Annotated in this window: 28 protein-coding genes and 2 tRNA genes; 20 read left to right on the forward strand and 10 right to left on the reverse strand. The window is 65.8% G+C overall.

Features of this window, described 5'->3' with window-relative positions:
- The 8 genes from ACU0BR_RS05850 to lpxK all read left to right on the forward strand — a co-directional run.
- Positions 1-356 (forward strand): DapH/DapD/GlmU-related protein (locus ACU0BR_RS05850; RefSeq protein WP_446155911.1); only part of this gene is annotated, 356 nt, incomplete at its 5' end.
- Positions 357-512: 156 nt separating this feature from the next.
- The gene (locus ACU0BR_RS05855; protein ID WP_446155912.1) at positions 513-767 is read left to right on the forward strand and encodes a GlsB/YeaQ/YmgE family stress response membrane protein; all 255 of its coding nucleotides are present in this window, start codon (positions 513-515) and stop codon (positions 765-767) included.
- Between the two features lie 111 nt (positions 768-878).
- Positions 879-1,232, forward strand: coding sequence for a hypothetical protein (locus ACU0BR_RS05860; protein WP_446155913.1), 354 nt, complete (start codon positions 879-881; stop codon positions 1,230-1,232).
- 136 nt (positions 1,233-1,368) lie between these two features.
- Positions 1,369-2,526: a succinyl-diaminopimelate desuccinylase gene (gene dapE / locus ACU0BR_RS05865; RefSeq protein ID WP_446155914.1), complete on the forward strand. Its 1,158-nt coding sequence runs from the start codon at positions 1,369-1,371 to the stop codon at positions 2,524-2,526.
- Positions 2,519-3,145: a TIGR04282 family arsenosugar biosynthesis glycosyltransferase gene (locus tag ACU0BR_RS05870; protein WP_446155915.1), complete on the forward strand. Its 627-nt coding sequence runs from the start codon at positions 2,519-2,521 to the stop codon at positions 3,143-3,145. Before dapE ends, ACU0BR_RS05870 begins: the two co-directional genes overlap by 8 nt.
- 54 nt (positions 3,146-3,199) lie before the next feature.
- Entirely contained in the window at positions 3,200-3,445 is a 246-nt protein-coding gene (locus ACU0BR_RS05875) for a DUF4170 domain-containing protein (protein WP_446155916.1), read from the forward strand.
- Between the two features lie 5 nt (positions 3,446-3,450).
- Complete coding sequence (locus tag ACU0BR_RS05880; RefSeq protein ID WP_446155917.1) at positions 3,451-4,773, forward strand: 3-deoxy-D-manno-octulosonic acid transferase; 1,323 nt, start codon at positions 3,451-3,453, stop codon at positions 4,771-4,773.
- On the forward strand, positions 4,770-5,765 hold the full coding sequence (gene lpxK / locus ACU0BR_RS05885) for a tetraacyldisaccharide 4'-kinase (protein ID WP_446155918.1): 996 nt from the start codon (positions 4,770-4,772) through the stop codon (positions 5,763-5,765). Before ACU0BR_RS05880 ends, lpxK begins: the two co-directional genes overlap by 4 nt.
- On the opposite strand, the gene ACU0BR_RS05890 is transcribed toward lpxK, so the two are convergent.
- From ACU0BR_RS05890 to ACU0BR_RS05900, 3 genes are read right to left on the reverse strand one after another with little or no spacing between them, the layout of a single operon-like run.
- Complete coding sequence (locus tag ACU0BR_RS05890) at positions 5,698-6,888, reverse strand: CaiB/BaiF CoA transferase family protein (protein WP_446155919.1); 1,191 nt, start codon at positions 6,886-6,888, stop codon at positions 5,698-5,700. The genes lpxK and ACU0BR_RS05890 overlap by 68 nt on opposite strands.
- Positions 6,885-7,553 (reverse strand): DsbA family protein, encoded by a 669-nt coding sequence (locus tag ACU0BR_RS05895; RefSeq protein WP_446155920.1) that lies wholly within the window; start codon positions 7,551-7,553, stop codon positions 6,885-6,887. Before ACU0BR_RS05895 ends, ACU0BR_RS05890 begins: the two co-directional genes overlap by 4 nt.
- 11 nt (positions 7,554-7,564) lie before the next feature.
- On the reverse strand, positions 7,565-8,095 hold the full coding sequence (locus tag ACU0BR_RS05900; RefSeq protein ID WP_446155921.1) for a DUF721 domain-containing protein: 531 nt from the start codon (positions 8,093-8,095) through the stop codon (positions 7,565-7,567).
- 86 nt (positions 8,096-8,181) lie between these two features.
- On the opposite strand from ACU0BR_RS05900, the gene mutY reads away from it, so the two are divergent.
- Positions 8,182-9,273: an A/G-specific adenine glycosylase gene (mutY, locus tag ACU0BR_RS05905; protein WP_446155922.1), complete on the forward strand. Its 1,092-nt coding sequence runs from the start codon at positions 8,182-8,184 to the stop codon at positions 9,271-9,273.
- A 51-nt stretch (positions 9,274-9,324) separates the two neighbouring features.
- Positions 9,325-10,458 carry an alkane 1-monooxygenase gene (locus tag ACU0BR_RS05910; RefSeq protein ID WP_446155937.1) on the forward strand — a complete coding sequence of 378 codons (1,134 nt, stop codon included), beginning with the start codon at positions 9,325-9,327 and terminating at the stop codon, positions 10,456-10,458.
- Between the two features lie 31 nt (positions 10,459-10,489).
- Here the strand turns inward: ACU0BR_RS05910 and ACU0BR_RS05915 are convergent, their stop codons facing one another.
- From ACU0BR_RS05915 to ACU0BR_RS05935, 5 genes are all read right to left on the reverse strand, one after another.
- The gene (locus ACU0BR_RS05915) at positions 10,490-11,089 is read right to left on the reverse strand and encodes a L,D-transpeptidase (protein WP_446155938.1); all 600 of its coding nucleotides are present in this window, start codon (positions 11,087-11,089) and stop codon (positions 10,490-10,492) included.
- Between the two features lie 252 nt (positions 11,090-11,341).
- Entirely contained in the window at positions 11,342-12,451 is a 1,110-nt protein-coding gene (locus ACU0BR_RS05920; RefSeq protein ID WP_446155923.1) for a DNA methyltransferase, read from the reverse strand.
- Between the two features lie 123 nt (positions 12,452-12,574).
- On the reverse strand, positions 12,575-13,219 hold the full coding sequence (locus ACU0BR_RS05925; RefSeq protein WP_446155924.1) for a ribonuclease HII: 645 nt from the start codon (positions 13,217-13,219) through the stop codon (positions 12,575-12,577).
- A gap of 27 nt (positions 13,220-13,246) precedes the next feature.
- A tRNA-Arg gene (locus ACU0BR_RS05930) sits at positions 13,247-13,323 on the reverse strand.
- 116 nt (positions 13,324-13,439) lie between these two features.
- Positions 13,440-15,035 (reverse strand): Hint domain-containing protein, encoded by a 1,596-nt coding sequence (locus ACU0BR_RS05935; protein ID WP_446155925.1) that lies wholly within the window; start codon positions 15,033-15,035, stop codon positions 13,440-13,442.
- Positions 15,036-15,434: 399 nt separating this feature from the next.
- Here ACU0BR_RS05935 and ACU0BR_RS05940 point away from each other — a divergent pair, with 399 nt between their 5' ends.
- From ACU0BR_RS05940 to ACU0BR_RS05950, 3 genes are all read left to right on the forward strand, one after another.
- Positions 15,435-15,866, forward strand: coding sequence for a hypothetical protein (locus tag ACU0BR_RS05940; RefSeq protein ID WP_446155926.1), 432 nt, complete (start codon positions 15,435-15,437; stop codon positions 15,864-15,866).
- Between the two features lie 35 nt (positions 15,867-15,901).
- On the forward strand, positions 15,902-16,930 hold the full coding sequence (locus tag ACU0BR_RS05945) for a hypothetical protein (RefSeq protein ID WP_446155927.1): 1,029 nt from the start codon (positions 15,902-15,904) through the stop codon (positions 16,928-16,930).
- 252 nt (positions 16,931-17,182) lie between these two features.
- Positions 17,183-18,220: a LacI family DNA-binding transcriptional regulator gene (locus ACU0BR_RS05950; RefSeq protein ID WP_446155928.1), complete on the forward strand. Its 1,038-nt coding sequence runs from the start codon at positions 17,183-17,185 to the stop codon at positions 18,218-18,220.
- Between the two features lie 112 nt (positions 18,221-18,332).
- On the opposite strand, the gene ACU0BR_RS05955 is transcribed toward ACU0BR_RS05950, so the two are convergent.
- Together ACU0BR_RS05955 and ACU0BR_RS05960 are read right to left on the reverse strand one after the other, a co-directional pair.
- The gene (locus ACU0BR_RS05955) at positions 18,333-19,304 is read right to left on the reverse strand and encodes a Hint domain-containing protein (protein ID WP_446155929.1); all 972 of its coding nucleotides are present in this window, start codon (positions 19,302-19,304) and stop codon (positions 18,333-18,335) included.
- Between the two features lie 481 nt (positions 19,305-19,785).
- Positions 19,786-19,861 (reverse strand) — tRNA-Lys (locus ACU0BR_RS05960).
- A 188-nt stretch (positions 19,862-20,049) separates the two neighbouring features.
- Between ACU0BR_RS05960 and dapF the strand changes: the two genes are divergently transcribed.
- From dapF to petB, 7 genes are all read left to right on the forward strand, one after another.
- Positions 20,050-20,886, forward strand: coding sequence for a diaminopimelate epimerase (dapF, locus tag ACU0BR_RS05965; RefSeq protein ID WP_446155930.1), 837 nt, complete (start codon positions 20,050-20,052; stop codon positions 20,884-20,886).
- Positions 20,883-22,151: a tRNA (N(6)-L-threonylcarbamoyladenosine(37)-C(2))-methylthiotransferase MtaB gene (mtaB, locus tag ACU0BR_RS05970; protein ID WP_446155931.1), complete on the forward strand. Its 1,269-nt coding sequence runs from the start codon at positions 20,883-20,885 to the stop codon at positions 22,149-22,151. The genes dapF and mtaB overlap by 4 nt, the downstream gene beginning before the upstream one ends.
- Positions 22,148-22,783, forward strand: coding sequence for a glutathione S-transferase (locus ACU0BR_RS05975; RefSeq protein ID WP_446155932.1), 636 nt, complete (start codon positions 22,148-22,150; stop codon positions 22,781-22,783). The genes mtaB and ACU0BR_RS05975 overlap by 4 nt, the downstream gene beginning before the upstream one ends.
- 205 nt (positions 22,784-22,988) lie before the next feature.
- Positions 22,989-23,594: a glutathione S-transferase gene (locus tag ACU0BR_RS05980; RefSeq protein WP_446155933.1), complete on the forward strand. Its 606-nt coding sequence runs from the start codon at positions 22,989-22,991 to the stop codon at positions 23,592-23,594.
- Positions 23,594-24,100 (forward strand): GNAT family N-acetyltransferase, encoded by a 507-nt coding sequence (locus tag ACU0BR_RS05985; protein WP_446155934.1) that lies wholly within the window; start codon positions 23,594-23,596, stop codon positions 24,098-24,100. Before ACU0BR_RS05980 ends, ACU0BR_RS05985 begins: the two co-directional genes overlap by 1 nt.
- Positions 24,101-24,271: 171 nt before the next feature.
- Positions 24,272-24,835 (forward strand): ubiquinol-cytochrome c reductase iron-sulfur subunit, encoded by a 564-nt coding sequence (gene petA / locus ACU0BR_RS05990; protein ID WP_446155935.1) that lies wholly within the window; start codon positions 24,272-24,274, stop codon positions 24,833-24,835.
- A gap of 12 nt (positions 24,836-24,847) precedes the next feature.
- On the forward strand, positions 24,848-25,764 hold a 917-nt coding region (gene petB, locus ACU0BR_RS05995; protein WP_446155936.1), incomplete at its 3' end, for a cytochrome b.

The following is a 25,764-nucleotide window of genomic DNA, read 5'->3' on the forward strand; positions in this document are numbered from 1 at the left end:
AGAACGTGCATCTGTCGGGCGGCGTCGGCATCGGCGGCGTACTGGAACCGATGCAGGCGGGCCCCACGATCATCGAGGATGAGTGTTTCATCGGCGCGCGCTCCGAGGTGGTCGAGGGCTGCATCGTGCGCGAAGGCTCAGTGCTGGGCATGGGCGTCTTCATCGGCCAGTCGACCAAGATCGTCGATCGCGAAACCGGCACCGTCAGCTACGGCGAGGTGCCCACCGGATCGGTCGTGGTGGCCGGGTCGATGCCGTCGAAAAACGGCATCAACCTTTATTGCGCCGTGATCGTGAAGCGGGTCGACGCCAAGACCCGGTCCAAGACCTCGATCAACGAGCTGCTGCGCGACTGACGGCGGCACCGCCTGCCTCTACCCCTGCCCCAACCCCACCCCGGCCCCTTCCCCTGCCGGTCATGGAACCGATCGGCGGTTTTCCGCGTTTGCATATCTGTATACCCCGTCACGATTTGTCGGCGTCGGGACAGAAAACTCGGAAGGACATCGGACATGACAGGTCTTGGTTGGATCGCAGCGATCATCGTCGGCGCATTGGCTGGCTGGATTGCAGAGAAAATTATGAAGGCCGACCACGGCCTGCTGACGAATATCATTCTGGGCATCGTCGGCGCGCTGCTGCTGAACTGGATCCTGCTCGCGGTGGTCGGTTCGACCCTGGGCGGCTGGATCGGGCAGTTGATCATCGGAATCATCGGTGCGTGCATCCTCATCTGGGGCTACCGCATGATCCGCGGACGCGGATGATGCCGTCGGCTCGGGCGGGTTCAGCCAGGGCTTGACCCCCGCGCGGCATCGGGACAAACAGTCGGACCCTTCGCGGCAGCGCGGAGGGTCTTTGTCGTTCAAGGTGCCCGCATGTCCGAAAAAATGTCCGAAAAACGCCCCCCCAAGCCGTCCCGTCAAAAGGTCTACACCCTCGCGGTGGAGGTCGGCCGCAAGGCAGGCGACGGGCTGCCCGCCAAGGCGACGGGCGCTGCGTTGATGTGCTTTGCCTCCGGCGTGGATGAGGCCGAGGCGGTGCGCGAAACCGTCGCCATCCTGAAACAGGCGGATCTGGCGCCGCTCGACGTCACCGGCTACGGCACGCTGGAGGACCGGCTGGACCAGGGCCATGAGGTCGACGCCGAGGAACGCGCCCTGATGCAGCGGGCGCTGGACGAGAATTCCGTGATCGTCGCCCAGATGACCCCGTTTTTCGACAAGCGCTGAGCCGCGGGCCCGAACCCACTCCGACAAGGCCCAAAGCAAGGCGCGACTCCGGCAAAAGGCCGGGCTGTTTACCCAAGACCGCGTAGCGGGTATTTGCCATGGGCAAACGCAGAGACCTTCCGCGACAGGAGCCGCCATGCACACCGCCGCCGCAATCCCCACCGATCCTGTCGCGCTGACGGCCGATCTGATCCGCTGCCCCTCCGTCACGCCGGAGGAGGGCGGCGCCCTGACCCTGTTGCAGGCGGTGCTGGAACCTGCGGGCTTCGCCTGTCGGCGCGTGGATCGCAACGGCACCGCGAATCTTTTCGCGCGCTGGGGCGAAAAGCGGCATCCGCGCAGCTTCGGCTTCAACGGGCACACCGATGTCGTGCCCGTCGGCGATCGCGCCGCCTGGAGCGTCGACCCCTTCGGCGCCACGCAGAAAGAGGGGCTGCTTTACGGCCGCGGCGCGACCGACATGAAATCCGGTGTCGCCGCCTTCGCCGCCGCCGCGATCGACTTCGTGCGCCGGACCCCGCCCGACGGCGCCGTGATCCTGGCGATCACCGGCGATGAGGAGGGCCCGGCCCGGGATGGCACCGTCGCGCTGCTGGACTGGATGGCGCAAAACGACGAAGCGATGAGCGCCTGCATCGTGGGCGAACCCACCTGCCCCGATTTCCTGGGCCAGATGATCAAGATCGGCAGGCGCGGTTCGCTGACGGCGCGGTTCACGGCCACGGGGCGCCAGGGTCATGTGGCCTACCCGCATCTGGCGCGCAATCCGCTGCCCGCGATGATGCGACTTCTCGACCGGCTGGCAGGCCACGCGCTGGACCGCGGCAGCGATCACTTCGATGCCTCCACGCTGGCGATCACGACGGTCGACACCGGCAACCCGGCCACCAACGTCATCCCTGCCGAATGCCGCGCCACCGTCAACATCCGCTTCAACGACCACCACAGCGGCGCCACGCTGACCCAATGGCTGCGCAAGATGGCATCGGACGCCGAAGAGGACGGGGTGCGGATCGACCTGCGGACCAGCCTGTCCGGCGAAAGCTTTCTCACCCCGCCGGGGCCACTGTCGGATCTGGTCGCGCGGGCGGTGGAACGGGAAACCGGCCACCGGCCCGAATTGTCGACGACCGGCGGCACATCCGACGCGCGTTTCATCAAGGATCACTGCCCGGTCGTCGAATTCGGGCTGGTCGGCAAATCCATGCACCAGATCGACGAACATGTGGAAATCGCGCAGATCCATCAGCTCAAGTCGATCTATGCCGCGGCGCTGGCCGATTACTTTGCCTAGAACCCTCGTCGTCATGCTGAAGGAGCCGCGACCGGGCCGGGTCAAGACGCGGCTGGGGCGCGATATCGGCATGACACGGGCCGCATGGTGGGTCCGGCACCAGGCGGCGCGGCTGTTGCGCAGGCTCGACGATCCGCGCTGGCGGCTGGTGCTCGCCGTGGCGCCGGATCACGCGGGGCTGGCCAGCCGCGTCTGGCCGCCCCACCTGCCGCGCGTGCCCCAGGGGCGCGGCGATCTGGGCGCGCGGATGGCGCGTATCCTGCGCCGCGATCACGGCGGGCCGGTGATCATCGTGGGCGCGGACATCCCCGGCATCACCGCCGCGCATGTCGAAAGGGCATTCCGTGCGCTGGCGCGGGCCGATGCGGTGGTGGGCCCGGCCCCCGACGGGGGCTATTGGCTGATCGGGCTGAGGCGCACCGCCGCGATGCCCGCCGGTCTGCTCGAGGGGGTGCGCTGGTCCGGCCCGCATGCGCTGGCCGACACGCTGGCGGGCATGACGCATCTGCGGGTCGCGCGCGCGGACGTGCTGCAGGATGTCGACAGCGCCGCCGATCTGCCTGCGCAGACCTGCGGCGGGGAGATTTCGCGCCCGCGAGCCGCAACCGGCAATGCTTGACCGCGCAGGGCGAATGGCTAGGTTGCGGCCAATCCAATTGATCAGGAGAGTCAGATGGCACAGCGACTGCACCTCGTATTCGGGGGAGAACTGACCGACCCGAGCCGTAATGTGTTCAAGAACCTCGACGACATTCATATCGTCGGCATGTTCGGCGACTATCAAAGCGCCTACAACGCCTGGAAAAGCGAGGCGCAGCGCACCGTGGACAACGCGCATATGCGCTATTTCATCGCCCATCTCCACCGCCTCAGGGATGAGGAAACCGCGGTGTCCCCGACCGAAGAGCTGGGCAGCTGAGCCGCGTGAAGCCGCCTCGCGCGGGGCGCTCGCTCGGGCTGGCGCTCTACCTGTGGCTGTCCGAAGGCGTGACCGCCCGTGCGGAGGCGACGCTCTCCCGGCGGCTGGAGGAAGGCAAGGAAGATCCCGACCGCATCGCCGAGCGGCGCGGCGAGCCGTCCCTGCCGCGCCCCCAGGGGCCGCTGATCTGGCTGCACGCCGCCAGCGTCGGCGAGGCGCTTTCGATCCAGGAACTGGTGCGGCGACTGGGGCAAGCGCGCTCTGACCTGAATTTCCTGCTGACGACAGGCACGCGCACCTCGGCGAACGTGCTGGCCAGCCGTCTGCCCGAACGCACCTTTCACCAATATGTGCCGCTGGACGCCCTGCCCTACGTGCGCAGGTTCCTCAACCACTGGCAGCCCGATCTGGCGATCTGGACCGAAAGCGAGTTCTGGCCCGCGCTGATGGTGGAAACCTATCGCCGGGGCGCGCCGATGCTGCTGATCAACGCGCGCATGTCCAGCCGGTCGGGTCGGCGCTGGCGCTGGCTGCCGGGGGCGGCGCGGTCGCTGTTGCGGCGGTTCGACCACGTGCTGGCACAGGATCAGACGACCGCGCAGCGCCTGCTGAAACTGGGCTTGCCGCGCGACCGGCTGGAGGTGACCGGCACCCTCAAGGAAGGGACCGCCGCCCTGCCCTGCAATGAGGCCGAGCGCGACGATATCGCCAGTTACCTCAACGGCCGTCCGGTGTGGCTGGCGGCCTCCACCCATCCGGGCGAGGAGGAGCAGGCCGCGGCGGCACATCGGGTCGCGATGCGCGCCTCGCACCGGCTGCTGCTGATCATCGCCCCCCGCCACCCCGAACGCGGCCCCGCGATCGCCCGGGCCCTGCGCGACGGGGGATGGACCGTCGCCCTGCGCTCGGACGATGAGATCCCGCAGGCCGATACGCAGATCTACGTGGCCGATACGCTGGGAGAAATGGGACTGTGGTATCGGCTGGCACCGATCAGCTTTCTCGGCGGCTCGCTCGTTGCGGTGGGCGGGCACAACCCGTTCGAGCCTGCCGCCCTGGGATCGGCTATCCTTCACGGGCCGATGGTCGAGAACTTCCAGGACATCTTCGACCGGCTGACCCGTGCCGGTGCGGCGCAATGCGTATCCGATGAGACCGAACTCGCGCGCGCGGTGCAGGAACTGACCTCGCCCGACGAGGCCGCGCGGATGGCCCATGCCGCATGGGAGGTCTGTTCCGCGGGGGCCGATGTGACCGATCGCGCGGTCGAGCTGATTCTGGCCACGCTGGGAAAGCTCGACACCGAACGCACCACGGGCACGCCATGAAGGCGCCTGCCTTCTGGCAGCGGCGGGCGGGCCTGATGTCGGCGCTGCTGTGGCCGCTGTCGGCGGCCTATGGTGCAGCGACGGCGCGCCGGGTGGCGCGCGCGCCCTCCTACCGCGCCCCGGTGCCGGTGATCTGCGTCGGAAACCTCAGCGCGGGCGGCACCGGCAAGACGCCCACCGTGATCGCCCTGATCGAGATGCTGATCGCGCAGGGTCATGCGCCGCAGGTGATCTCGCGCGGCTACGGCGGTCGGCTGCGCGGCCCGGTGAAGGTCGACCCCGCCCGCCACAAGGCGGCCGACGTGGGCGATGAGCCGCTGCTGCTGGCGGCTTTCGCGCCGGTCTGGGTCGGCCGGGACCGGAACGCCACGGCCCGCGCCGCCGTTGCGGAAGGGGCGCAGGTGCTGCTGATGGACGACGGGTTTCAGGACCCGGCGCTGCACAAGGATCTGTCGCTGGTCGTGGTCGATGCCGCACAGGGGTTCGGCAACGGGCGCGTGATCCCCGCAGGCCCCCTGCGAGAGCCGGTGGCCGCCGGCCTGTCGCGGGCCGACATAATCATTGCAATCGGCGATGCGCCAAACATGGAAGCCTTTGAAAAGGGATTGGCTTTTCACGAAGCCCCGCCCATCGTCGGCGGTCGGCTGGAGCCGCTTGAAACCGGCATGGACTGGCAGGGGCTGCGGGTTCTGGCCTTTGCCGGCATCGGGCAGCCGCGAAAATTCTTCGACACGCTGCGCGCGATGGGCGCGGATCTGTTGCGTGCCGAGGCGCTCGACGACCATCAGCCGCTGAGCCTTGCGCTGATGAAACGGCTGGAACTGGAAAGCGCCACGCTTGGCGCGCAGATGGTCACGACGGAAAAGGATGCGGTGCGCCTGCCGCCGGATTTCCGCATGAAGGTGCTGACGCTGCCCGTCAGGCTCAGGTTTCGCGACCCGGCGCGGATCGAGGGGATGCTTGCGGATCTGTTCGCGCACCCTCCCCGCTGAAGCCTTGGCCCTGATGTTCGCCCAGCCGAGGCGACGCCCTGTCGAGCGACACGTCGGCATCTGAAAAGCGGAACGGCGGCGCCACGGTCGGCACGCCGTCGATGTCGCGCGCAAGGCGGCGGTGGACCACCTGGGGATCGGCGAAGACCTCGGCCAGATCGTTGATCGGCCCGGCGGGAATGCCCTCACGCTCACAGGCGGCAAGCAGGTCGGCCTTGCTGAACCGCAACGTCGCCTCGGTCAGGCAGGCGGTCATCCGGTGACGGTTGGCGATCCGGTCGGCGTTGGTCGCGTACATGGGGTCGTCGATCATGTGCCCGACCCCCAACAGACGGCAAAGCCTGTGGTATTGCGGGTCGTTGCCGGTGGCGATGATGATGAAACCATCGGCGCAGTCGAACACCTGATAGGGCGTCAGGTTCTGATGGGCGTTGCCGATGCGCTGCGGTGCGGTGCCGGTGGTCAGGTAGTTCATGCCCTGGTTCGCGGTGATGGCGGTGGCCACGTCGAGCAGCGCCATGTCGATATGCTGCCCCCGTCCGGTCGCCGCGCGCTGATGCACCGCCGCCAGTATCGCCGTGACCGCATACATGCCGGTAAAAATGTCGGTCACCGCGACACCGACCTTCTGCGGCTGGCCCTGCGGGTCGCCGGTCACCGACATCAGCCCCGACATGCCCTGGATGATGTAGTCATACCCGGCCCGATGCGCATAGGGTCCGGTCTGTCCGAAGCCGGTAATCGAGCAGTAGATCAACCCCGGATTGAGCACGGCGAGGCTGTCGTAATCCAGGCCGTATTTCAACAGCCCGCCGACCTTGAAATTCTCGATCAGAATATCGGCCTCGGCCGCCAGGGCGCGCAGCTCTGCCCGGCCCGCGTCGGTGCGGAAATCGATGCAGATCGATTTCTTGCCGCGATTGGCCGAATGGAAGTAGGAGGCCGAGCGGTCGCCGTCGCGGTCCACGAAGGGCGGGCCCCACCGGCGCGTATCGTCGCCGGCGGGGCTTTCGACCTTGATCACCTCCGCCCCCAGATCGGCCAGGGTCTGACCGGCCCAGGGCCCTGCGAGAATCCTCGCGATTTCGAGAACCTTGAGGCCTTGCAGGGGGGATCGGCTCATTTCGCCAGCTGTGCGTCCAGGATCTCCTTGAAATCGGCATAGGCCATGTTGTTGTACTTCGTACCGTCGATGACGAAGGAGGGCGTGGAATCGATGCCGTCGGCGGTCGCGTTCTGCTGATAGGTGGCGACCATCGCCTTGGCCTTTGCCTCATCCTTCAGACAGGCGCTCAGCTTGTCCTCGGGAATGCCCGCCGTGCGCCCCAGACGCTTGAGGCTGTTGGAGATTTCCACCGGCTCGCCGCTTTGCAGCCACTGCTTTTGCGTATCGTAGATCATGTCGACGATGCCGAAATATTTCTCCGGCCCGCCGCAGCGGGCGACCATGCCGGCCCAAAGACCATAGCGATCGAAATAGACCTCTCGATAGACGAAGCGGATCTTGCCGGTGTCGATGTAGTCCTTCTTGAGATCGTCGAAGACCTCGGCGTGGAAGCGCTGGCAATGCGGACAGGTGAAGGATGCGTATTCGATCACCTCGACAGGCGCTTCGGTCTGGCCCAGGGTCATCTCGACGACCTGCGGCGTCTGAGTTTGCGTCGGCGCGGGCGTTTGCGCAGGCGTATCGGTGCCCGACTGCGCGAGGGCGGCCCCCGGCGCGAAGCTCATCGCGCTTGCGGCCAGAAGCAGTGCCGTCGCCGCGGCCTTGAGTGTCGTGAATGCCATGAAAAACCTCTCTAGCGTTTTCGGCGCGCCATCACGTTGCGGCCCAAGGCCTCCAGCGCGCGGCGCAATTCATCGTTTCCCACCGCGCTGGCCGCCTGTTCGGCGGCGGCGGCGATCTGCGGGTCGGGGTCCGGGGGCGACGGCGCCTTGCTGCGGAATTCGGCCTGGCCTTCGGAAAACCCGACGGGTGCGGTCTGGGTCAACTTGATCCGGCTGATCGCCGCGTAACCGTAGCAGCCGTTGACCTTTTCGCGGATCTGTTCCTTCTGCATCTCGACCATCGGCGCCGACGCGCCGTTGGTCAAGACCGTCAACGTCGCGCCGAAGCCCTGCCGCGCGTAGCTGACCTTGACCGGGCGCGTCATCGCGGCGATCTGCACGCCCACGATTTCCTCCCAATGGGTGATGAGCCGGGAGACGGCAAATCCGCGCGTTTCCCCCGCGCAGCGCACCTGCCCCTGGATCAGCCCCGCAGCCTGAAGAAAACCCCGGCTGCGACGTCCACGATTTTGACCGGCGTATGATCCCGTTTTATAGGCCATCGGGTGTAAAAATCCTTCTGCTATGGCTATCCTAAACGTCTGAGACCGCGATGCCAGCGGTTTGACTGCGGCAAAGGGGCGATTCCTTGCAAGTTGACACAAAGACCGACGATCTGAGCGGAACCTTGCTGGACTGGTACGACCGCCACGCGCGGCAGATGCCCTGGCGCGTCGGTCCGGCCGAACGGCGGGCGGGGCAAAGGCCCGATCCCTACCGCATCTGGCTGAGCGAGGTGATGCTGCAACAGACGACCGTGGCCGCGGTGCAGGCCTATTTCCAGCGTTTCATCCGAAACTGGCCCACGGTCGCGGATCTGGCCGCCGCCCCCGACGCCGATGTCATGGCGGCCTGGGCGGGGCTCGGCTATTACGCACGGGCGCGCAATCTGCTGAAATGCGCGCGCGCCGTCGTCGCGGATCACGTCGGCAGTTTTCCCGATGATCATGACGCGTTGCTGGCGCTGCCCGGAATCGGCCCCTATACGGCGGCGGCGATTTCGGCAATCGCCTTCGACCGGCCGCGGGTCGTCGTCGACGGCAATGTGGAACGGGTCATGGCGCGGCTGCGTGCGGTGCAGACGCCGCTGCCGGCCGCGAAACCGACCCTGACCGCGCTGGCCGCCGCGCTGACACCGCAGACGCGTGCGGGCGATTACGCGCAGGCGGTCATGGATCTGGGAGCGACGATCTGCACCCCGCGATCCCCTGCCTGCGGCATCTGCCCCTGGCGCGCGCCCTGCGCCGCGCGAAGGCAGGGCATCGCGGCGGAACTGCCGCTGAAAACCCCGAAAAAGCCCAAGCCCCTGCGCTATGGCACCGTCTATCTGGCGCAGCGCGAGGATGGCGCCTGGCTGCTGGAGCAGCGCCCCGTGCGGGGGCTTCTGGGCGGTATGCTGGGCTGGCCCGGATCGTCCTGGCAGGAGGGCGCGGCGCCGCAGTCATCCGCGCCCCCTCCGCCGATAGAGGCCGCCTGGCTCTATCGCGGTGAGGTGCGTCATACCTTCACGCATTTCCATCTGGTGCTGGCCGTGCACCACGCGCAGGCGCATCACGCCGCCCTGCCGCGCGCGGGCGCTTTCGTGCCGGCGCCGCGTTTCGACCCGAAGGCGCTGCCGACGGTGATGCGCAAAGCCTACGATCTGGTCGCACAATCGCCTCCGCGCGTGCACCCGGATTGAGCCCACGCCGCCAGGCCCTATGATCCCCCCATGACAGCCTCGACACCCCAAATGATTCCGCCCGGGCGCATGGCGCGATTGTCGCGCGCCCTGCCCTATTGGCTGTCGCTGGGGCTGATCCCGATGGCGATGATCGCGGCCTGGTTCGGCGGCTGGGCGCTGCTGCTGCTGCCCGCCTATGGCTGGGGGATGTTTTCGCTGCTCGACGCGTTGACCGGGCTGGATACGGACAACGCCGATCCCAGCACCACAGAGGCCGACCTGTTCTGGTACCGCCTGCTGACGATGATCTGGGTGCCTGCGCAGATCGCCCTGCTGTTCGGCATGATCTGGTGGGTCGGCGCCAGCGACCATCTGAACGGCTGGGAAAAGATCGGCCTGTTTTTCGGCGTGGGTGTCGCCACCGGCACCGTCGGAATCAACTACAGCCATGAGTTGATGCACCAGCGCAACCGGATCGAGCGCTGGCTGGCCGACATCCTACTGGCGTCGGTGCTCTATTCTCATTTCAGGTCCGAGCATCTGCTGGTGCATCACCGCTATGTGGGGACCGCACGCGATGCGGTCACGGCGCGCTACAACGAGGGGTTTCACCGCTTTTTTCCCCGGGTTCTACGCGAATGCTGGCACTCGGCCTTTCGCGCCGAGGCCGCACTGCAGGCGCGGCGCGGGCGGGGCTGGTGGCACCGCAGCAACCCGTTCTGGCGCTACTGGGCGTTGCAGGCGTTTTTCCTCGCAATGGCTGCGCTGCTTGGCGGCTGGGTCGGGATCGGGCTGTTCCTTTATCAGGCCAGCGTCGCGATCTGGCAGCTGGAACTGGTCAATTACATCGAACACTACGGGCTGACGCGCAAGCATCTGGGCGGCGGCCGGTACGAGCACGTGCACCCGCGCCATTCATGGAACGCCGCGCAGAAGGCCTCGAACTGGCTTCTGATCAACCTGCAACGCCACTCGGATCACCACTACAAGCCCGACAGGCGGTTTCCGCTGCTGCAACACCATGACCCGCAGGAGGCACCGCAATTGCCCCACGGCTATCACGTGATGACGATGGCCGCGATGATCCCGCCGCTGTGGCGCCGGGTCATGAACCCGCGCGTGCGGCAGTGGCGGCGTCAGCATTACCCGGAAATCACCGACTGGAAGCCCTATTCCAAGGCCCTGAACCCGTTGCCGCGATAACCTGCGCCGCCGCGCCTGTGCGATCGCCCCGTCAGCCCGCGACAGTCACTTCCGTGATGGGCGAGCCGATGAATTTTTCATACAGCACCACATGCGTGTTTTTCGGCACCAGATCGTAAAGCTCCTCGATCTGGTTGTTCACCAGCCGCGCGCAGCCATTCGACACCGATTTGCCGATCGTGTTCGGATCGTTCGTGCCATGGATGCGCAGAAACGTGTCGCCCTGTTTCTTGGTGAACAGATAAAGCGCCCGCGCGCCCAGCGGGTTGTCGATGCCGCCCGGCATTCCATCGGCGAACTTGGCATAGCTTTTCGGGTCCCGCTTGATCATCGCGGGCGTGGGCGTCCAGCTGGGCCAGCGCTTCTTGGCGCCGACGAAGAACATGCCGGGATGGTAAAGTTCATCGCGCCCGACCCCCACGGTATAGCGCAGCGCCTGCCCGCCCGGCATCGTCCAATACAGCCGATAAGTATCGGGCACGACGTGGATTTCTCCCTCCGGCAGCGATTCGTTCAGCGTAACCAGCGTCGGCAGGTACTCCTTGGGCAACTTGCTGTGGGCATTGGCCGAAGTGGCGCCCACGGCCAGGCCGGTTGCGACGGTGGAGGCGACGAATTGGCGGCGGGTCAATGGCATCGGGTATCCTCTATCGGTTAATGCGTGGGAATCTTGAGACTGCTTTCACGCGATCAGTGTAGGCGCCCCTGTCCCGATGGCCCTGAACAATTGCGTGAGCGTATCGATTGTGGCCTGCGCGCAACGCCCCGGGGATCAAAAAAAACCCCGCCTGAAAACTCAGGCGGGGCAAGGTAGTGCCCGTCGTTCAGGTGACGCGGGCACCGGCGGTAACCTTGTTTTTGAAACCTGCGACCTGCGCTCCGCTCAATGCGGGCGATCGGTCATTTCGGCCCGGATCTGCTGGCGCAGGATGTCGATGGGCACGCGCTTTCCCTCGCGCTTGTAGCACCAGTAGGTCCAGCCGTTGCAGCTGGGCGCGCCTTCCAACGCGGCGCCCACCTGATGGATCGACCCTTTGACATCATTGCCGATCAGCGTGCCGTCGGCGCGGATCTTGGCCCGGTGACGGCCGTTCTGGGACAGCAGCTCCTCGCCCGGCTGCAACATGCCGCGTTCCACCAACTGTCCGAAGGGCACCCGAGGCTCCGCCCGCTTGGAGGTCGAAACCTCGAGCGAGGACCGGTCGAAGCGGCGCACATCCGCGATACGGCGTTCGGCAACCGCGCGATAGGCTGCCTCGCGCTCGATCCCGATGAAATTGCGCCCCAGCTTCTTGGCCACCGCGCCGGTGGTGCCGGTGCCGAAAAAGGGGTCAAGCACCACATCGCCGGGGTTCGTGGTGCCCACCAAGACCCGGTGCAGCAGGGATTCGGGTTTTTGCGTGGGATGCGCCTTGTCGCCCCTGTCGTCCTTCAGCCGCTCATGCCCGGTGCAGATCGGCAGAACCCAGTCGGATCGCATCTGCACCCCTTCGTTCAGCGCCTTGAGCGCCTCATAGTTGAAGGTGTATTTCGAGGCGTCCGATTTCGAGGCCCAGATCAGCGTCTCATGCGCGTTGGTCAGCCGCTTGCCGCGGAAATTGGGCATCGGGTTCGACTTGCGCCACACCACGTCGTTGAGGATCCAGAAGCCTGCGTTCTGCAACGTCGCGCCCATGCGGAACACGTTGTGATAGGAACCGATCACCCAGATCGCGCCGTTGGGCTTCAGCAGGCGCCGCGCGGCGGTCAGCCAGTCTTTCGAGAATTTGTCATAGGCGGCGAAGCTGGCGAACTGATCCCAGTCGTCATCGACGGCATCGACCTGGGAGTTGTCGGGGCGGCGCAAATCCCCCTTCAACTGTAGGTTGTATGGCGGATCGGCAAAAATCAGATCGACCGAATTTTCGGGAAGCGCGTTCATGACCTTCACACAATCGCCGGACATGATCTGATTGAGCGGCAGTTCGACTGCCGCCTTGGTCTTGGTTGCCATATTACTGCCTCGATCCGCGGGTCTGCGGTTTGTTGTTTATGGGCGTATTTTTACGCTCCGATCCTTGTCAGCAAGGATGATTCATCCGTGATTCGCGGTCAATTTCTTTATCTGCTCAAAGCATTAAGAAACTGTCTTGCACAATATGTTGTGTACAGGCGCGAAGGTATTGCGATGATGTGGGGTGACGCCCAGTTCGTTTAAGGCAAGAATGTGGCTTTTTGTGGGATAACCTGCGTTCGTCTCCCAGCCGTAGCCGGAATGCTGTTGCGACAATCCCACCATGAGCCGATCGCGGGTCACCTTGGCGGCGATCGACGCCGCCGCGATCGACACGCAAAGCGCATCGCCCTTGATCACCGGACGGGCCGGACAGCTGAGCTGTCGCGGCAGATCCCGACCGTCGATCAGCTGAAAATCCGGCTCGAAGGGCAGCCCCTCAACCGCGCGTTGCATCGCGAGGTGAGAGGCACGCAGGATGTTGATCTGCTCGATCTCGGCCACGCTGGCCTGCGCCACGGAAACGACAGCGACGGCCAGCAGCTCCTCCAGCAGGGCCTCGCGGCGCCGGGCGGTCAATTTCTTGGAATCGTTCAGCCCGCCGGGAATACGCTCCGGGTCGAGCCAGACCGCCGCCGCCACGACCGGCCCCGCGATCGGGCCGCGGCCGACCTCATCGACACCGACGATACGCCGCGCCCCGCCGAGCGCCGCCGCGCGCTCATAGCTGTAATCGGGTCCGGTCGGCGCGAATGGGTCTGGCGGCATGACAAAAAACGCCCGTTCTGGAATGGCTGGTGACCCCGAGTGGATTCGAACCACTGACCTACCGCTTAGGAGGCGGTCGCTCTATCCAGCTGAGCTACGGGGCCTGCGGGCCCGTTCTTAATGCCCGACGCCCCGGTTGTCAGGGGTATTCCGCCCCCGCAGACGAAAAAGAGCGGCCGAAGCCGCTCTTTGACGTCTTGTCGTTCGGCTTGCGCCCGGATCAGCGGGCGAAAAGAACCGCCGCCTCGCGCTTGCGCAGGGTCGGGCGTGCGGCGACGTAGCTTTCGATACCGGCCGCCTGTTGCAATTCGGGGAACAGGCCGAAGATCTCGTTGCGCTGCGCCTTGCCCAGACCGCCCAGGGAATAGTCGCCGGGCTGAAAGCTTTCGGTCCAGGCGCCGTTGGCCAGCACGACCTCATGCTGTTCGAACATGATGTGGACATAGGCGGTTTCGCTGACTTCGACGCTGTCGACGCCTTCGATGTCGGTCAGATGCTTTGCGGCAACCAGAACCTCGGGTTCCTCGAAATAAAGCGTGGTGCGTTCGTTGGCGACCAACATCCGGTGGTTGGGCGAAACCATCATGTCGCGCTCGGGCAGGTTGTCGCCCAGGCTGTTGGCGCGGATCAGAACCGGCTTGAGCTCGGGCTGCTGAAGCATCATCTGGCCGGTCAGACCCTTGCGGCCCGCCCAGCAGATTTCCCGGATGCCGTTGTCGCGGGTGATGACGCGGTCGCCTTCGCGCAGCGACTCGACCGGGCGTTCGCCCATCGGCGTGGCGATCATGGTGCCGGGGGTGAAACAGATGCAGACGTCGGGGTCCTTGATCTCATCCACGACCTTGATCTGTTCGATCTCGTCGTATTTCACCGTCGAGCCGTCGGCCAGGGTGATGGTGCCGTCGTCGTCGTTGTACCCGCCCTTGGTCAGGTCGATCATGTCGCCCGGCTTGGCCTCGATCGTGTTGCCGTCGGACATCGTGATCGTCACGTTGCCCTCGACATACAGCACGTCTTCCTTGCCGCCGCTGCCGCTGCCGGTTCCCGAGCCGTGCGAACGCGACCCGCCCGTGCCCGAACCGGAGGCCGACTTGCCCGATCCGCTGGTGCCGTTGCCACCGTAGATCGTGGCGTCGCCACCGCCGTTGACGTAGATATTGTCGCCGCCCTTGCCGCCGTAAACGACGTCGTCGCCCTTGCCGGTGTAGATGTTATCGTTGCCGGTGCCGCCGACCAGCGTGTCGTTGCCGTCGCCGCCGCAAAGCACATCGTCGCCCTTGCCGCCGTACAGCACGTCGTCACCGGAATTGCCGGCCATCACGTCGTTGCCGGTGCCGCCGGACATCTGGTCGTTGCCCGCGCCGCCCGACAGCGTGTCGTCGCCCTTGCCGCCCCAGATCTTGTCGTTGCCGGCACCGCCGAAGGCCGTGTCGTTGCCCGACCCCCCGCTGATCTTGTCGTTGCCCGCGCCACCCGACAGCGTATCGTCGCCCTTGCCGCCATCCAGCGTGTCGGCGCCGTCGCCACCATCCAGCGTATCGTTGCCCGAGCCGCCGTTCAGCGTATCGTTGCCGCCTTCGCCATAGAGGGTGTCGTCGCCCTTATCGCCAGAGCCCTTGTCGTCGCCTTCGCCCAGGTAGATCTGATCGTTGCCATCGTCGCCGGAGGCGTAATCGTCGCCGTCGCCGGCATAGATGACGTCATTGCCCTTGCCCGACTGAATCCGGTCATCGCCACCCTTGCCGTAGATGACATCGTTGCCATCGGTGCCTTTGATCGTGTCGCTCCCGGAGGTTCCGTTGATTTCATGGGCCATTTGCCGTCTCCTAAACAAACTCATGCTGACCCGAAGGCCAAAAAAGCGTTGCGCTACCGTTTACGTGTGGCCGCTTGGCCGGGCTTTCGCCCGAACGTGGCCGGATAATGAAGCGCTTGCCGGTTTGCAGACACGGCAGAATCAATCGATGCCCGCGGGCTTTTCCCGGGACGTCGTTCCAAAGGGTGAACGTGCACTATGTCGGCCCAGGCAACGAACGCGGAATGCGACATGCTATGTCCCTGGCCCGTGGCAGCGATCGGGCCATTTCCGTCGTCCACTCCCCCTCTCCGGGCCGTGCCTCGTTCGCATCGTTCGGCCCCCACGCCTCCTCGATACTGACACTTCAGTCGGACAAATCCGAATTTAGGTCAAATTGAGGCCACAAAGAAGCGAAAAATGTACGAACTTTCATGGAGAAGGCGTTTCTCCGCCCGCGAATCCGGCACAAATGTGGCGAAATTGGGGCGAATTGTTTCCCGCCGGGGAACCCTGCGGCATCCGCCAACCGGCGCGGCATCGCCAAAGTCGCGGAAAACACGTCTGAAATCCCGATTTTTCGGGTCTGAACACCTCTGCCTCTCGGCGCTAAGGGCAGGCTGGCGCGCCCATCGTTTCCAATTCGGCAATCGGATCGATGCCCGGCGCCGCGCGAAAAAAACAAGGCGGAACCTGTCGTTCCGTTTGGATATGGGGATCAATCGCCCTGAATTGCGGCTTTTGTTCGACAGGGACCGCCCCAAAACGGCCATGGAAAGAGAATCGCCCGGCCGGAATTGCCGCTATTCCGCCTCAATCGCGTCATCGGAATATACTCAAACCGGGATATGACCGAGGCTGTCGTGACCAGTACGAAGAAAGTGCAGATGAGCAAATCCCCCGCCGCAGCCGCGCCCGAGCCGCCGCGCGAAAGCGCCCCGCCCCGTATCAGCGATGTCGTCGCCCTGGCCGAGGAGATCTTCGGCGCGACGGTGGCGCAGATCACCGCCCCCGGCGGGCGCACCCGCGCCAGCTTGCGGGTCGATCTGGGCGACAGGACCGTCATCGCCACCTGGCGGCCGCGCAAGCAGCGGCGGGAGATGGAAATCCTGCTGCTCAGGGAGCTTCACGCCGCCGGCGCCGGTGTCCCTGAATATCTGGGCGGGCGCGGCGAGATGCTGTTTCAGTCCGATGCCGGGTCGCGCCGCCTGACGGCGGAGCTCGGCCGCGCCGAGCCGGCGCAGCGGCAGCGCATCGCGACAGGCGCCTTCGACAGCCTGTGGGCGATGAAGCAGGCCGCACATGAATGCGGCCTGCTGCAAAAGTTGCCGACGCTGGGGCTGAGCAAGCCCTGGATGGACGGCTTCGCCGCCGGTCCCCGGCGTCTTTCGGCCCAGCTGGACGTTGCGCCGCCCGAGGCCGACGCCGACACGCTGGCGCAGTCGCTGGCCTGCCTGCCGACGACCTTTCTGAAATGGGATGCGCGGCCGGGCAATGCGGCGGTGCAGCCGGACGGAAGTGTCGTCTGGTTCGATTGGGAACACGCCGGCCGCAGACAGGGCACCGAGGACTTCGCCTTTCTGATGGGCGATGAGTTCTGGCCGCTCAGCGCGCAGGACAGCGTCGAGACCTTTGAGCGCACCGCCCCGCCCCGGCACCGCGGCAAAAGCGCGTTCCTGATCCGCTTCACCGTTCTGCACATCATCCACCGGCTTCGGCTGATCGCAACGCAGAAGGCGCGGCACGGCTGGATAGAGGCCGGCACCGCGCTGCGGTATGACAAGATCGGAACGGCGCCGGAATGTGTCAGCCGTCTGTGCGCGCTGGGCCGGGACTATGCGGTGCTCGACCCCAGCACGGCAGCGCTGGCCGCGTGGTTCGGCGCGGTGGAAGACAACATGCGCCGCACGGGCTGAGCCAAGGCGCCTTGCGGAGCCGCGCGTTCGCGCCTGGCTTTCTCCGCTGCCGCCCGTCAATCGCAGCGCGTCTTCCGCGGCATCTTTCCGTCCCGGCGCCCGGGCCGCCCCAATCTGCCGCCCCAATCTGCCGCCCCAATCTGCCGCCCGGATCTGCCGCCCGGATCTGCCGCACGATCGATCAGGGATCTTGGCCGACCGGGCGTTTACCGCTATCACAACGCCTGACCTTTCCAGCAAGCGGACACTGCGATGGCTGACCCGAAACGCCCCCTGACCCTGCGCGACGTGTCCGAGGCCTCGGGGGTCAGCGAAATGACCGTCTCGCGCGTGCTGCGCAACCGTGGCGAGGTGTCTGCCGCCACGCGAGAGCGGGTCCTGATTGCAGCCAAGACGCTGGGCTATGTGCCCAACAAGATCGCCGGGGCGCTGGCCTCGAGCCGGGTCAACCTGGTGGCGGTGATCATCCCCTCGATGTCCAACATGGTGTTCCCCGAGGTGATGACCGGCATTTCCCAGGTGCTGGACGACACGCCGCTGCAACCGGTCGTGGGCATCACCAACTACCGCGCCGAAAAGGAAGAGGCGGTGCTTTACGAAATGCTGTCCTGGCGGCCCTCGGGGGTGATCATCGCGGGGCTGGAACATTCCGACGCCGCCCGCGCGATGCTGCGCGCCGCGGGCATTCCCGTGGTCGAGATCATGGATGTCGACGGTCAGGCGGTGGACAGCGTCGTCGGCATTTCCCACCGCCGCGCCGGGCGCGAGATGGCGCAGGCGATCATGCGGCAAGGCTATCGCAACATCGGGTTCCTGGGCACCAAGATGCCGCTGGACCACCGGGCGCGCAAACGGTTCGAAGGCTTTACCGAAGCGCTGGCCAAGGCCGGGCTGGAGGTCGCGGACCGCGAATTCTATTCCGGCGGCTCGGCCATCACCAAGGGCCGGGAAATGACCCGGACCATCCTCGACCGCAGCCCAGAGCTTGATTTCATCTATTATTCCAACGATCTGATCGGCGCGGGCGGGCTGCTTTACTGTCAACAGGCGGGCATCGACGTGCCCGGCCAGCTTGGCATGGCCGGGTTCAACGGGATCGACCTTTTGGACGGGCTGCCGCTGAAACTGGCGACGATGGACGCCTGCCGACAGGAAATCGGCCGCAAGGCCGCGCAGATCGTCGTGGAGCGTTCCGCCAAAACGGAGACCCCCGCCGACCCCGTCCGCATCGAGCTGTCGCCGACGCTGGAGCTGGGCGAAACGCTGCGCCGGGGGCTGGGCCAGAAATAGGGCGATCGGCACCGGGTGAATTCGGGTGAATTTGGCCCCCCGCCTGCTGCACTCTATTATGGCGGGGGGCCGCACCGCCCCGCGCAGGGACGGTGTTCGCGATGCCGGGGGCTCAGGCCTCGGCAAACCGGCGGATCACGGCGGCTTCGTACCCCTTCAGGATCGGCGCCGCGGGACGGAAACTGCTGACACCCAACTGATCGAGCTCGGGGAAGATGCCCAGAACCTCCTGCCAGCTGTCGTTGGGCAGGGCGTTGGCCAGCACGTCGCCGGGCAGCAGACTTTCGGCGGGCAACCCGTTGGCCAGCAGCACGACATGGCGGTCGCACAGGATGTGGTGATACTCGACCTCGCGCACGCGCCGGTCGATATGCACCAGATCGCCCACCAGCGATTTCGCCGGGGCCAGGGCCTGCGGCATCCCGGCGAAAAGCTCCACCCCCGCGCCTTCCAGCAGGATGCGGTGTTGCTGCGACACATGCAGCGGGCGGTGCGGACGCCCCGGCCCGAAGGCGTCGGCGGGGATATGCACCGGCAGCCATTTGGCAAAGCCGCCATGGACCCCCAGGGGAATGTGCAGCTTGCGGCCCGAGGTCCAGCGGATCCGGTGCGCGATGCCGCTGGCGTCCAGCACCATGTCGCCCGGTTGCAGATCCTCGATCGGCACCTCGCCGTCCAGCGTGGCGATCAAGGTGCCGCGACAGAAACACACCGGGGTGAACACCTCGCCCGGATCATCCGACAGCTCCAGCCGCATCGAAACGGCGGTCAGGAAATTCGGCTCCCCGTCGGGGAAGGCGAAATAGGTTTTCCCGGCCGCCTCGAACGCAACCACAGGTTTGGCTTCGCCCAGCCCGACGATCAGCAGATGCGGCTGGACCGAGCCGCTGCCGATAAAGTTGACCGGCGCGCCGTCAAAGGTGGAAACCCCGTCGTCGCCGGAATCGAGTTGCCCGTCGTCATCCACCAACTTGCCCTCTGTGCTGGCCCCGAAATCGTTCAATATCAGATCATTGGATCCAATAAGATCGACATAGGCCAATGAACCCTCATATTCGCGAACCGTGATCGTTGCCTCTGGCATGTTTCGTATCGCCCCCTGTGAAGAGCGAGTGCAGCACGCTGAGCGTTGCAGATCAGCCGTGTCGGCGACACGTCCAGATTGTGTCACGAATGGGACCAAAAACTTTAACGGAAACAAAACATTGCGATTAAAATTGCGTCGTCATGAGTTTAGATGTCTTCTCGCAAAAGTTGCAAAACCACCCTTGCAGATGAATTTTCACCCAAGGCGCAGCCAAGGGTTGTGCAAAGCTGTCCGAAAGCCACAGGTCGTCAATTGACGTTGTTCACAGGCGCGCAGCGCTGCCGCGGTCGGCCTCAATCATGTGGCCCCGATCACCTGGCCCCGATCACATGACCCGAATCACCTGGCCCGAGTCACGTGGACCGAGTCACATGGCCCGAGTCACATGGCGGGCAGCAGATCGCCCGATCTGAAACCGCGCAGGGACCAGCGGGGCACACAGGACCGCGAGGATGCAAACGTCATGAAGGAAAGAAGATGGTGAGCCGGCAGGGGCTCGAACCCTGGACCTACTGATTAAAAGTCAGTTGCTCTACCAACTGAGCTACCGGCTCTCATCATCGTGCAGCCGCTGGGGCTGCTGACGTGGGGCGTTGTGCCTTGCGGCGCCCCGGCAGGGGCCTGTTTGGCCGTCCTGCTTGAGGCGCGTAGCTAGACGTGACGCGCCAGAGGGTCAAGCAAAAAACTGACGAAAAATTCCGCTCTCTTTCAAAAGGCGTGGCGGCAGGCTATATGCCCGCCCATGCAAACCGGGCGCAACATATCCAGCCTGCCGTTTATGAAGATGCACGGCCTGGGCAACGACTTCGTCGTCATTGATTCCCGCGGGCGCGACGCGCGGGTGACGCCCGCGCTTGCGCGCGGGCTGGGGGACCGGCACCGCGGGGTCGGCTTCGATCAGCTGGCCGAGATCCGCGACAGCGACACGGCCGATGCGGCGCTGGATTTCTGGAATGCGGACGGCACCCGCGCGGGGGCCTGCGGTAACGCCACGCGCTGCGTCTCGGACTATCTGATGCGCCAGTCGAACCGCCGACACATCCGGCTGATCACCCAGCGCGGCCAGCTGGAAGCCATCCGGCAGGACGGTCCCGTCAGCGTCAACATGGGGGCGCCCCAGACCGATTGGGCGCAGATCCCGCTGGCGCGCGAGGTCGATCCGCAGGCCCTGCCGCTGGAGGGCGCGCCGGTCGCGGTCGGCATGGGCAATCCGCATTGCGTCTTTTTCGTCGCGGATGTGGCGCAGGTGGATGTGGCCGCGCAGGGCCGCGCGGTGGAACACGACCCGCTGTTCCCGCAGGCCACGAACGTGGAATTCGCGCAGATACGCGGGCGCGACGACATCCGCATGAGGGTCTGGGAACGCGGCACCGGCATCACGCTGGCCTGCGGCTCGGGCGCCTGCGCCACCGCGGTCGCCGCCCATCAGCGCGGCCTGACGGATCGCAGAGTGCGGATGGAGCTTGACGGGGGGTGGCTGACGCTCGACTGGCGCGACGACGGGGTCTGGATGACCGGCCCGACGGCGCATGTCTTCGACGGCATGCTGACGCCCGCATTCCTGGAGGCGCTGGAATGAGCGCCCCGACCGATGCCGCGCCGGTGTTCGCGACGCTGGGGTGCCGGCTGAACACCTATGAATCCGAGGCGATGAAAGAGCTGACCGACCAGGCCGGGATGCGCAACGCCGTGGTGGTCAACACCTGCGCCGTGACGGCCGAGGCCGTGCGCAAGGCCCGCCAGGAAATCCGCAAGCTGCGCCGTGCCCATCCGCAGGCCCAGCTGATCGTGACCGGCTGCGCCGCGCAGACCGAGCCCGAAACCTTTGCCGCCATGCCCGAGGTCGACCGCGTGATCGGCAACACCGAAAAGATGCAGCCCGCCACCTGGCAGGCGCTGGCGGGCGATTTCATCGGCCAGACGGAAAAGGTGCGCGTCGACGACATCATGGCCGTCAAGGAAACCGCGGGCCATCTGATCGACGGTTTCGGCACGCGGTCGCGCGCCTATGTGCAGGTGCAGAACGGCTGCGACCATCGCTGTACCTTTTGCATCATCCCCTATGGCCGCGGCAATTCGCGGTCGGTGCCCGCCGGGGTGATCGTCGATCAGATCAAGCGGCTGGTGCAGGGCGGCTATAACGAAGTGGTCCTGACCGGCGTGGATCTGACCAGCTGGGGCGCCGATCTGCCCGCCACCCCGCGGCTGGGCGATCTGGTGCTGCGCATCCTGCGGCTGGTGCCCGATCTGGCGCGGCTGCGGATTTCCTCGATCGACTCGATCGAGGCCGATCCGGCGCTGATGCAGGCCATCGCGACCGAGCCGCGGCTGATGCCGCATCTGCACCTGAGCCTGCAGGCGGGTGACGACATGATCCTCAAGCGGATGAAGCGGCGCCACCTGCGCGACGACGCCATCGCCTTTTGCGACGAGGCCCGCCGCCTGCGCCCGGAGATGACATTCGGGGCCGATATCATCGCGGGCTTTCCCACGGAAACCGAGGCGATGTTCGACAATTCGCTGAAGCTGGTCGAGGATTGCGGCCTGACTTGGCTGCATGTCTTTCCCTATTCGCCGCGCCGGGGCACCCCGGCCGCGCGGATGCCGCAGGTCAAGGGTCCCGCCATCCGCGAGCGTGCCGCGCGGCTGCGCGCCGCCGGGGCCGTGCGTGTCGCGCAACATCTGCGCGCGCAGCAGGGCCGGAGCCATGCGGTGCTGATGGAAAGCCCGCGCATGGGCCGGACCGAGCAATTTGCCGAAGTGGACTTTGCCACAGCTCAACCCGAGGGGCAGATCGTCACCGCGACGATCACCGGGGCGCGCGACAACCGCCTGACCGCATGAACGGCCGACACCCCGTCCTATACAGTTTCCGCCGCTGCCCCTATGCGATGCGCGCGCGGCTGGCGCTGCGCGCCGCGGGGGTGCGCTGCGAGCTGCGCGAGGTGGTGCTGCGCGACAAGCCCGAGGCATTGATCGCGGCATCGCCCAAGGGCACGGTACCGGTGCTCGTCACCCCCGACGCGCGCGTGATCGACGAGAGTCTGGACATCATGCAATGGGCGCTGCGCCGGAACGATCCCGAGGGCTGGCTGGAGATGCCCGCGCAGGGCCGGGATCTGATCGCGCGTTTCGACACGGAGTTCAAAGCCGCGCTCGACCGATATAAATACGCCTCGCGCCACGCGGATGCGGACCCTTTGGCGGAACGCGCCAGGGCGGCGGCGCTGCTGCGCGATCTGGACGGGCTGATCGGCGGCGCGCCCTGGATCTTCGGCGCCGCGCCGCGTCTGGCCGACATGGCGATCGTGGCCTTCGTGCGACAGTTCGCCTTTGTCGACAAGGCCTGGTTTGACGCGCAGGAGTTCGGCGCGGTGCAAGGCTGGCTCGAACGCTTCCTGCGATCCGGGCGCTTCGCCGCGATCATGGAGCGATACCCGCAGTGGCAGCCGGGCGTCGGCGCGCCGCTGTTCTGAGCGCGGCCCTGCCCCGCTATGGCCGCCGCCGCGGACGCGGTGTTGCCCAGATCCCGGCGCGACCGCCCGTGGCGCGGTTCCGATGCCTTCGGCGAGGATATTTTTCCGACAATGAAAGCCGATATATGGACAGCGCGCGCGCCGGTTTCTAAGCTGCCGCCGCGCGCGCCCTGCGCGATGACGGCACCTCGAAAGGAACTTTCCCATGCAATTGCTCAGCGCCGGTCCCTCGCCCTATGTGCGCAAGGTGCGGGTTCTGCTTGCCGAAGCCGGTCGGACGGACGCGGTGGAGGTCGTGACGGTCACCGCCTCGCCGCTGGAACCCGACGCCGCGCTGACGGCGGTGAACCCGTCGGGCAAGGTGCCCGCGCTGATCCGCGACGACGGCCCGGCCGTGCACGACAGCCGGGTGATCTGCCGGTATCTGGACCACCGGCTCGGCACCCGGTTCTATCCGCAGGCGCGCATATGGGAGGTGCTGACACTGGAAGCGACGGCCGATGCGATTCTCGATGCGGCGCTGTTGTGCGTCTATGAAAAACGCTTCCGGCCCGAATCCCTGCGTTCCTCCGACTGGACCGAGGGGCAATGGGCCAAGGTCGGCCGCAGCCTCGATGCGCTGGAGGATCGCTGGATGGGCCATCTGGGCGGGACGCTCGACATGGGGCATATCGCGCTTGGCTGCGCGCTGGGATATCTCGACCTGCGCCATGCGGATCGCAACTGGCGCAAGGGACATGACGCGCTGGACGACTGGTTCGCCAGCTTTTCCCAGCGCCCCAGCATGATGTCCACCCTGCCGGAGGTCTGATGCAGATCACCACGCTTTCCCCCGATGACAGCGCCGGGCTGTCGGCCTGTCTGGCATTGCGCCGGGATGTCTTCATCCACGAACAGCAGGTTCCCGAGGCCGAGGAGATGGACGGGATCGACGGCGATTGCCTGCATGTGCTGGCGCGCGCCGGGGACGGCACCGCCGAAGGCGTCCCGGTGGGCACGGCGCGGCTTCGCCTGGGGCGGGACGGGCGCGCGAAGATCCAGCGCGTCGCGGTGGCCCGGCACTGCCGCGGCACCGGGCTGGGACGGCGGCTGATGGCCCATGTGCTGGCGGAAGCCGCGGCGCGGGGCGCGCGACAGGCGGTCCTCGGCGCGCAGCTGCACGCGCTGGGGTTCTACGAATCGCTGGGATTCGTGGCGGAGGGGCCTGAATTCGACGACGCGGGCATCGCGCATCGGATGATGGTCCTGTCGCTTGATCGACATGCCCCCGCCGCCTTGGCCCCGTTTTCGGCGACGTCAAGTGAGCTCGACGCATGATGATAGCAAGCCCGGTGCGACAATCGGTCCCTGATGCACGGTCATGCAGGCTGGACGTCGAAGCGGCACCCCGGTAGGAACCGGACCAACCGGCTGCGAACCATCGCATGCCGTTCTTTGCGCGACCACTGCCAGGTTGCAGCTACTTGTCTTGGAGAGGGAGAAACGCTCGTGTCCCATGCAGAAGACCACGAAGGCACCCGCCGCGATTTCCTGTACTACGCGACGGCCGGCGCCGGCGTGGTGGCAACAGGTGCCGCGGTCTGGCCGCTGGTCAATCAGATGAACCCCTCTGCCGATGTGCAGGCGCTCAGCTCCATCCGGGTGGATGTCAGCGGCGTCGAACGCGGCACCCAGCTGACCGTCAAATATCTGGGCAAGCCCGTCTTCATCCGCCTGCGCACCCAGGAAGAGATCGACCAGGCCAAGGCCGTCAAGATGGATGAGCTGGTCGACACGATCGCGCGCAACCCCAACATCAAGGGCAACGTGCCCGCGACGGATGAGAACCGCGCCATGGCCGGCAAGGAAGAATGGCTGGTGATGATCGGCGTCTGCACCCATCTGGGCTGCGTGCCGCTGGGCAACAACGCGGGCGATTTCAACGGCTGGTTCTGCCCCTGCCACGGGTCGCATTACGACACCGCCGGGCGCATCCGCAAAGGCCCCGCCCCGGAGAACCTGCACCTTCCCGTCGCCGAGTTCGTCGACGATACAACTTTGAAACTCGGTTAAGGGAGAGACGTCATGTCCGGTATTCCTCATGACCACTACGAACCCAGGACGGGTGGAGAGAAGTGGCTGAACCGCCGCCTGCCGATCGTCGGGCTGCTGTATGACACGCTGATGATCCCCACCCCCAAGAACCTCAACTGGATGTGGATCTGGGGCATCGTGCTGACCTTCTGCCTGGCGCTTCAGATCGTCACCGGGATCGTGCTGGCGATGCATTACACGCCGCATGTCGACATGGCGTTCGCTTCGGTCGAAAAGATCATGCGCAACGTGAACGGCGGCTACATGCTGCGGTATCTGCATGTCAACGGCGCGTCGCTGTTCTTCATTGCGGTCTACATGCACATTTTCCGCGGCCTCTACTACGGATCGTACAAGGCCCCGCGCGAGATCACCTGGATCATCGGCATGTTGATCTATCTGGCGATGATGGGCACCGCCTTCATGGGGTACGTGCTGCCCTGGGGCCAGATGTCCTTCTGGGGCGCGACGGTCATCACCGGCCTCTTCGGGGCGATCCCGCTGATCGGCGAGCCGATCCAGACCTGGCTGCTGGGCGGACCCGCGGTGGGCAACCCGACGTTGAACCGCTTCTTCTCGCTGCACTACCTGCTGCCGTTCATCATCGCGGGTCTGGTGATCGTGCACATCTGGGCATTCCACACCACCGGCAACAACAACCCCACCGGGGTCGAGGTGCGCCGGGCATCCAGATCCGACGCGAAGCGGGACACGCTGCCCTTCTGGCCCTACTTCGTGATGAAGGACCTGTTCGCGCTTGCCGTGATCCTGACGCTGTTCTTCGCTGTCGTGGGCTTCATGCCGAACTATCTGGGCCACCCGGACAACTACATCGAAGCCAACGCGCTGGCGACACCTGCACATATCGTGCCGGAATGGTACTTCCTGCCCTTCTACGCGATCCTGCG

The organism is Brevirhabdus sp. (assembly GCF_052826345.1).

Bases quoted from the DNA above. Each gene is read 5' to 3' on its own strand.
- ACU0BR_RS05855 (WP_446155912.1), top strand. From the start codon at position 513: ATGACAGGTCTTGGTTGGATCGCAGCGATCATCGTCGGCGCATTGGCT.
- ACU0BR_RS05860 (WP_446155913.1), top strand. From the start codon at position 879: ATGTCCGAAAAAATGTCCGAAAAACGCCCCCCCAAGCCGTCCCGTCAA.
- dapE (WP_446155914.1), top strand. From the start codon at position 1,369: ATGCACACCGCCGCCGCAATCCCCACCGATCCTGTCGCGCTGACGGCC.
- ACU0BR_RS05875 (WP_446155916.1), top strand. From the start codon at position 3,200: ATGGCACAGCGACTGCACCTCGTATTCGGGGGAGAACTGACCGACCCG.
- lpxK (WP_446155918.1), top strand. From the start codon at position 4,770: ATGAAGGCGCCTGCCTTCTGGCAGCGGCGGGCGGGCCTGATGTCGGCG.
- ACU0BR_RS05890 (WP_446155919.1), bottom strand. From the start codon at position 6,888: ATGAGCCGATCCCCCCTGCAAGGCCTCAAGGTTCTCGAAATCGCGAGG.
- ACU0BR_RS05895 (WP_446155920.1), bottom strand. From the start codon at position 7,553: ATGGCATTCACGACACTCAAGGCCGCGGCGACGGCACTGCTTCTGGCC.
- ACU0BR_RS05900 (WP_446155921.1), bottom strand. From the start codon at position 8,095: ATGGCCTATAAAACGGGATCATACGCCGGTCAAAATCGTGGACGTCGC.
- ACU0BR_RS05910 (WP_446155937.1), top strand. From the start codon at position 9,325: ATGATTCCGCCCGGGCGCATGGCGCGATTGTCGCGCGCCCTGCCCTAT.
- ACU0BR_RS05920 (WP_446155923.1), bottom strand. From the start codon at position 12,451: ATGGCAACCAAGACCAAGGCGGCAGTCGAACTGCCGCTCAATCAGATC.
- ACU0BR_RS05925 (WP_446155924.1), bottom strand. From the start codon at position 13,219: ATGCCGCCAGACCCATTCGCGCCGACCGGACCCGATTACAGCTATGAG.
- ACU0BR_RS05935 (WP_446155925.1), bottom strand. From the start codon at position 15,035: ATGGCCCATGAAATCAACGGAACCTCCGGGAGCGACACGATCAAAGGC.
- ACU0BR_RS05940 (WP_446155926.1), top strand. From the start codon at position 15,435: ATGTACGAACTTTCATGGAGAAGGCGTTTCTCCGCCCGCGAATCCGGC.
- ACU0BR_RS05945 (WP_446155927.1), top strand. From the start codon at position 15,902: ATGAGCAAATCCCCCGCCGCAGCCGCGCCCGAGCCGCCGCGCGAAAGC.
- ACU0BR_RS05950 (WP_446155928.1), top strand. From the start codon at position 17,183: ATGGCTGACCCGAAACGCCCCCTGACCCTGCGCGACGTGTCCGAGGCC.
- ACU0BR_RS05955 (WP_446155929.1), bottom strand. From the start codon at position 19,304: ATGCCAGAGGCAACGATCACGGTTCGCGAATATGAGGGTTCATTGGCC.
- dapF (WP_446155930.1), top strand. From the start codon at position 20,050: ATGCAAACCGGGCGCAACATATCCAGCCTGCCGTTTATGAAGATGCAC.
- mtaB (WP_446155931.1), top strand. From the start codon at position 20,883: ATGAGCGCCCCGACCGATGCCGCGCCGGTGTTCGCGACGCTGGGGTGC.
- ACU0BR_RS05975 (WP_446155932.1), top strand. From the start codon at position 22,148: ATGAACGGCCGACACCCCGTCCTATACAGTTTCCGCCGCTGCCCCTAT.
- ACU0BR_RS05980 (WP_446155933.1), top strand. From the start codon at position 22,989: ATGCAATTGCTCAGCGCCGGTCCCTCGCCCTATGTGCGCAAGGTGCGG.
- ACU0BR_RS05985 (WP_446155934.1), top strand. From the start codon at position 23,594: ATGCAGATCACCACGCTTTCCCCCGATGACAGCGCCGGGCTGTCGGCC.